Origin of the sequence: Phenylobacterium sp. (genome assembly GCF_044372605.1) — a bacterium.
GTDB lineage: Bacteria > Pseudomonadota > Alphaproteobacteria > Caulobacterales > Caulobacteraceae > Phenylobacterium.
The window spans coordinates 1-6,210 of the sequence record NZ_JBILRO010000210.1 but is presented as its reverse complement, the minus strand read 5'-3'; the positions used below and the strand labels follow the sequence as shown (position 1 = coordinate 6,210).

The 6,210-nt window shown below is 65.9% G+C and carries 7 protein-coding genes and 2 tRNA genes; all 9 read right to left on the bottom strand.

Going from position 1 to position 6,210, the window contains the following annotated elements; translation table 11 throughout:
* Positions 1-6: 6 nt before the first annotated feature.
* Positions 7-315 (bottom strand): ETC complex I subunit, encoded by a 309-nt coding sequence (locus ACIQ42_RS14655; RefSeq protein WP_397422998.1) that lies wholly within the window; start codon positions 313-315, stop codon positions 7-9.
* Positions 316-345: 30 nt separating this feature from the next.
* Positions 346-422 (bottom strand) — tRNA-Pro (locus ACIQ42_RS14650).
* 59 nt (positions 423-481) lie between these two features.
* A complete protein-coding gene (locus ACIQ42_RS14645) occupies positions 482-913 on the bottom strand; it encodes a PaaI family thioesterase (protein ID WP_397422997.1) in 432 nt (143 codons plus the stop codon).
* Entirely contained in the window at positions 910-1,704 is a 795-nt protein-coding gene (locus ACIQ42_RS14640; protein ID WP_397422996.1) for a glutaminyl-peptide cyclotransferase, read from the bottom strand. The genes ACIQ42_RS14645 and ACIQ42_RS14640 overlap by 4 nt, the downstream gene beginning before the upstream one ends.
* 65 nt (positions 1,705-1,769) lie before the next feature.
* On the bottom strand, positions 1,770-2,348 hold the full coding sequence (locus ACIQ42_RS14635) for a cold-shock protein (protein WP_397422995.1): 579 nt from the start codon (positions 2,346-2,348) through the stop codon (positions 1,770-1,772).
* 143 nt (positions 2,349-2,491) lie between these two features.
* Positions 2,492-2,566, bottom strand: a tRNA-Glu gene (locus ACIQ42_RS14630).
* 63 nt (positions 2,567-2,629) lie between these two features.
* Positions 2,630-4,432 (bottom strand): single-stranded-DNA-specific exonuclease RecJ, encoded by a 1,803-nt coding sequence (gene recJ, locus ACIQ42_RS14625; protein WP_397422994.1) that lies wholly within the window; start codon positions 4,430-4,432, stop codon positions 2,630-2,632.
* A gap of 78 nt (positions 4,433-4,510) precedes the next feature.
* Complete coding sequence (gene glpX, locus ACIQ42_RS14620; protein WP_397422993.1) at positions 4,511-5,464, bottom strand: class II fructose-bisphosphatase; 954 nt, start codon at positions 5,462-5,464, stop codon at positions 4,511-4,513.
* A gap of 53 nt (positions 5,465-5,517) precedes the next feature.
* Positions 5,518-6,210 (bottom strand): ACT domain-containing protein (locus tag ACIQ42_RS14615; protein ID WP_397422992.1); only part of this gene is annotated, 693 nt, incomplete at its 5' end.

The window sequence follows — 6,210 nt, the reverse complement described above, 5'->3', positions numbered from 1 at the left end:
CGAACCCTAATGGGTCCAGGGGGTTCTTCGACCGAAGGCGAAATTGTCGGCGTAGGCCTTGAGGATGCGTTTGGCGGGCTTGGGGTCGAAAAGCTGAAAGGCGATCCCGTGGCTTTCGGCGTAGCGGACGGCCTCTTCCTTGGTCTCGAAGCTGAGGCGGACCTGGCTGGATTCTGTGTCGCCGGTATGGGTCCAGCCCATCAGCGGGTCCGAGCGGCGCGCGTCGCTCGGCTCGAACTCCAGCACCCAGGCGGCGGCCTTGGCGCGTCCGGATTGCATGGCGGTCTTGGCCGGGCGGAAGATGCGCGCAAACATGCTCGTGTTCCCAACTGTCCTGTCCAACGCTGGTCGGGGCGGAGAGATTCGAACTCCCGACCCTCTGGTCCCAAACCAGATGCGCTACCAGGCTGCGCTACGCCCCGATTGCGTTGGAGCCCTGCATTATGGGCGTTTCACAATTTCCGCAAACCTAACTCGCCGATTATATGGATCGATCCATAAGTTTGAACACGCCGGAGCAGCGCACGATGTCGACGCCGCGCACATGAAGGCGTCCGTCGGCGAAGGCGACATCGCGGGTCGCGCGGCTCATGGCGGCCTCGCCAATCACCCAATCGCCCTTGCGCGCCATGTGCAGGTAGTCGAGGGACAGGTGGATGGTCACGGCGATCTTGCCCGAGCCCCGGCCCACGGCGCCGGCCAGAAGCCCATCCGCAAACGCCGACAGCATGCCGCCGTGGACGATGCCGATGCCGTTGGTGTGGCGCGGCAGGGCGAAAAACGCCTGCTCGACGGAGCGGCCCTCGCCCAGCCGATGGAAATAGGGGCCGTTGCGGGTGGAGAACGCGCCTCGACCGTTCGAGCGGACAAAGCCCTCAGGGGCCTCGGGGATCACATCGTCTTCGTCGGTCATCGGGTGGCGGCTCTGGGTTTCAGGCTGATTTCGTAGAGTCGGGGCCAGTTCTTGCCGGTGACGAACAGGCGGTCCTGCTTTGCGTCATAGGCGATCCCGTTGGGTACGGAGTCGGCGTCGCGGCGCCGCGCGGCCTCGGGCAGTTCGGAAAGGTCGATCACGCTTCTGACGACGCCGGTTTTCGGGTCGATCCGGGCGATCAGGTTGGTTTGCCAGATGTTGGCGTAGACCTCGCCCTTCACCCATTCGATCTCGTTCAGATTCCGTAACGGCCGGCCCTCGGCGGTAACCCGGACCCGGCGCACCTCGCGAAAGGTCATGGGATCGAGAAACCGCAGGACCGGGGTGCCGTCGCTGAGGATCAGATGTTTGCCATCCTGCGTCAGGCCCCAGCCCTCTCCCGGGTAGCTGAAGGTCGACTTCAACGCGAAGGTCTTGCGATCCCAGCGGAACCCGACCTGGTCGCGCCAGGTGACGCTGATCAGTTCCCCGCCCCAGTTGACCATGCCCTCCCCGAACATCGTGGGGGAAATAGCCTGCGACTGCAGCACCGCCCCGTCGGACAGGCGCACTCGCCGGATGTTGGACTGGCCGATCTGGCCCGTGCTTTCGTAGAGCGCGCCATCCAGAAAGAGCAGGCCTTGAGTGTAGGCGCGGGGGTCATGGGGATAGGTCGCCTTGATGGTTACCCCAAACACCGGCAGGGCGGCTGCGGCGGGGCCGCCGGCCAGCAGCGCCAGACAGGCGACGACGAGCGCGCCCGACGCTCTCAGGTGATGATGCAACGGCAAGGGAGGCTCCCGATCCGGTCCGTCGCCGTGTTTGGGACCAATGCCCGGACCGCGCAAGCGGTGGATCAGAGGCTGGCGGCCTCGATTGCGGCCACCACCAGCCCCTTCGGGCCGTCGGCGAACTGGACCATCACCCGCTCACCCGGCAACAGGTCCTCGATCCCCGAACGCCGCAGCGTTTCGATGTGAACAAAGATATCGCCGGGCTCGTTGTCACGCACCACAAAGCCATAGCCCTTGGCCCTGTTGAACCACTTGACCCGGGCTTCCTCCATCGGGCCGCTGGCCTCGATCGTCGGGCGTGACGATCGTGCAACGTAGCCCTCGGGACGAAGTCTCATAGGGTCATCGGCGTGCCGCTCACTGAGCTGGACAGAGGATTCATCCACCAGCACGACCTCCGCCACCTGCCAGCCCTTGGACCGGCGGACGACATCGCAGGTAATGGTTGCGCCCTCGGGACAGCTCTCGCGTCCGGACGGCCGCAGGCTGGTGACGTGGAGCAAAACGTCCTTGAGATCTGTCTGACTGGGATCATCCGGCACGATGAACCCATACCCCTTGCCGGCGTCGAACCATTTGACCCGCCCGCAAATTCGCACAGGCGGCGACCCGTCGTCCTGCTCGATCTCGTAACCAGCCATGCGTCCCCCGGCCCGCTACCTTCGGCGCCTTTTTGCAGGCGTCAGGGACAAGAGTGTTCTCGTTAGTTGGCGGGCGTCAATGGGAAACCACCGGGCTGCTCTCGCTACAGGTCAAGAGCAAACACCCCGGAGGGGAAATCGCGTGGCAGTCCCTAGGGGAGTCGAACCCCTCTCTCCAGGTTGAAAACCTGGCGTCCTAACCGATAGACGAAGGGACCACTCGGCGCGAGGCGCGCTCTATAGACGCCTTCGAATTGAGGCGCAAGCCGAGGCCCGCAGCCTCATAGCTGTCGGGGGTCAGCCACGTCCTCGATCTCCAGCTGGACGCCTTCGCGGCCCTGCCAGTCGTCGGGCTTGAGGCGCCCGGCCACATGAATATGTCCCCCCTCGGAGAGCAGGCGGCGGCCCACATCGGTGTCCTCGCAGCGCCAGGCGATGGCCTTGAGGCGGCCGCCGGTCCGATCCACGAGCGTGCACCGGACATGCCCGCCGCGAAGCGCCATCGGTCGCTCAACACGGGCGTCCGCCAGCGCGAACAGGGGCTCGGGATTGCCCGGTCCGAAGGGGGCCAGGCGCTGAAAGTCGGTCCACAGGGTTCGATCCGCCCCCCGCGTCGTGATCAGGGCGTCAAACTCCAGCGCGTCCTCGGCTGCCGCGACCTCGCACTCTCCCGCCATCATCTCGCAAAGAAATGCCCGTAGTTCAGGGATGGTGTCGGGGCGCACCGACAGTCCCGCCGCCATGGCGTGTCCGCCGCCGGAGAGCAGCAATCCCTGCTCATAGGCCGCCTGCACCGCCCGACCCAGATTTACGCCGGGCTGAGACCGGCCGGAGCCTTTGCCCACGTTGCCGGGCCGGTCGATACCGATGACGATCACCGGCTTGCGATAGCGTTCCCGTAGACGTCCGGCCACGATGCCGATCACGCCGGGATGCCAGCCGTCCTCGGCCACCACCAGGCAAGGCGCGTCGGCCTGGTTGCTGGCCCGTTCGATGTGGCGAACAGCCGCCTCCTGCACCTCTTGCTCGACCGTTTTGCGCGAGCCATTGAGTTCATCGAGCTCGGCCGCCAGCGCCGCGGCCTCCTCCGGATCATCGGTCGAGAGGAGACGGGCGCCCAGGTCGGCCCGGCCGATTCGGCCTCCGGCATTGATCCGGGGACCCAGCAGAAAGCCCACATGGAACACCGATGCCGGTCCTTCGGCCTTGGAAACATCCTTCAGCGCCTTCAGTCCGGGATTGCGCCAACCGGACATGACCTTCAGGCCCTGGCTCGCCAGGGCGCGATTGAACCCGCTGAGCTGCGTCACGTCGCAGATGGCGCCCATGGCGGCGAGATCCAGCCAGGCGCGAATGTCGGGTTCGGCCGCAGCCGCAAACAGTCCGCGCTGCCGGGCTTCACGGTTAAGCGCCGCCAACAGGACGAACACCACCCCGGCGGCGGCCAGGTGCCCCTGCCCCGATCGGCAATCCGGCCGATTGGGATTGACGAGCGCAGCCACCGCGGGGATCTCGCCCGGCCGCATCAGGTGATGGTCGACCACCACCACAGGCAGCTCGATCGTCGCCGCAAATGCCAGGGCGTCGTGGGCCGCAGCACCGCAATCCACGGTAATGACGAGGTCCGCGCCCTCATCTTTCAGGCGTCGGAACGCCGCCGGAGACGGGCCATAACCTTCGAGGATCCGGTCGGGCACATAGATCGAAATCTCCAGACCCATGGCCCGGAACCAGCGTACCAGCTGGGCGGCGGACGAGGCGCCGTCGACGTCGTAGTCGGCGAACACCGCAACCCGGCGGCGGGCGACCAGCGCATCGACCAGCAAGCCGGCGGCGCGATCCATGTCCGCAAAGGAAGAGGGATCCGGAAACAGCGCCTTCAGGGTTGGATTCAGAAAGTCCCCACCCTGCTCGGCCGAGACTCCACGCGACGCCAGCGCCCGCGCAAGCGGCTCGGAAAGGCCATGCGTCAGTTGATGCCGGCGCGTGGTTTCGGAATCCGCGGGTCGCTCGCGCCACTGTCGGCCGGACAGCGATCGGGAGACACCCAGATATCCTTCAGGGCGCGCGCTGCCGTCGGCCATGTCGCCGTGTTCCATCCGCTCAGGCCGTTCTCAAACCGTGAGTATCGGCCCTGCTGACGCGAGTCGCCAGTCGAAGCGTCAGACCGGCCGCTTCATCCGCACTTCCCGGACCGTACGGGTTGCCGAATTCATCACCAGGGTGTGGGTGTGGACGAAGCCGTCCTTCACCGTGACCCCGTCGAGCAGTGCGCCCTTGGTGACGCCGGTCGCGCAGAAGATCGCATCAGCCCGGACCATCTCGTGAAGGTCGTACTTCTTGTCCAGGTCGGTGATTCCCACCCGGGCGGCACGGGAGCGCTCATCGGCGTTACGGAACACCAGTCGACCCTGGAACTGTCCGCCCACGCATTTCAGCGCTGCGCAGGCCAGAACGCCTTCCGGCGCGCCGCCCGAGCCCAGGTAGAGGTCCACACCCGTTTCCGGATCGGCGGTGTTCATGACGCCGGCCACGTCACCATCGGTGATCAGGTAGACGCGGGCGCCAACCTCGCGCAGTCCGGCGATGATTTCGGCGTGACGCGGGCGATCCAACACACACACGGTGATCTCGGAGGCCTCGACGCCCTTGGCCGCCGCCAACGCCCTGACGTTATCCGCCGGGCTCTTGTCCAGGTCGATGACCCCCGCCGGATAGCCAGGGCCACAGGCGATCTTGTCCATGTAGGTGTCGGGCGCGTTGAGCATGGTGCCCTTCGGCGCCCAGGCCATCACCGCCAGTGCGTTGGCCATGGCCTTGGCGGTCAGCGTGGTGCCTTCCAGCGGATCAAGCGCGATATCGATCTTGTGCTTGCCGCCCTTGCCGACCTTTTCGCCGATATAGAGCATCGGCGCCTCGTCGCGCTCGCCCTCGCCGATGACGATCTCGCCGTCGATCTCCAGATCGTTCAGCGCGGTGCGCATGGCGTCCACGGCGGCCTGATCGGCCGCCTTCTCGTCGCCGCGCCCGACCATCGTCCAGGCGGCAATCGCCGCAATCTCGCAGACGCGCACAGCGTCCAGAACGAGGCTGCGGTCCAGAACTTCAGAGCTCATTTTGAATTTCCAACCCTTTGATCCGCGCCTTACAGCACGAATGTCTTAAAGTCTCAGATACGTGCGATGCGGAACAAACGGGGCCGATCCAGCACGGCCGACAGAGCGGCGATCCGCTCCACCGCAGCCATGAGGACCGATTCAGCCACAGAATGGGTGGTCAGAACGATGGGCACGCCAGCTGCGCCCTCCACCGGCTTCTGCAGGAAGCTCTCGATCGACACGCCCGCCTCAGCCAGTGTCTCCGAGACTGCGGCGATCACGCCCGGCTCATCCTTCACGAGGAACCGCAGATAGGCCCGGCACATCAGGCGCGACGGGTCTACGGCCTGAATTTGCGGAAGCGTGCGGGCCGGCCCCTGAAATACGGGACGGCGTGTGGCCAGCAGGGAGTCGGCGATGTCCGCCGCCACCGCGACTGCGGTCGGACCGGCCCCGGCGCCGGGGCCCTGCAGATAGATCCGGCCAAGCCGGGTGCTTTCGATGAAGAGCGCATTCAGCGCGCCACCAGCCTGAGCCAGCGGGTGGCCAAGCGGGGTCAGCGACGGATGGACCCGGACCAGGGCGCTACCCTCCACCCGTTCGGCCGACGCGATCAGCTTGATGCGATAGCCCAGATCCCTGGCCATCTGGATATCGAGCAACTCGACCTGTTCAATACCCTCGACCTCGGTCGCGTCGAAGTTGGGGGTGCAGTTGAAGGCCAGTGCCGCCAGGATACTGATCTTGTGAGCCGCATCGAAGCC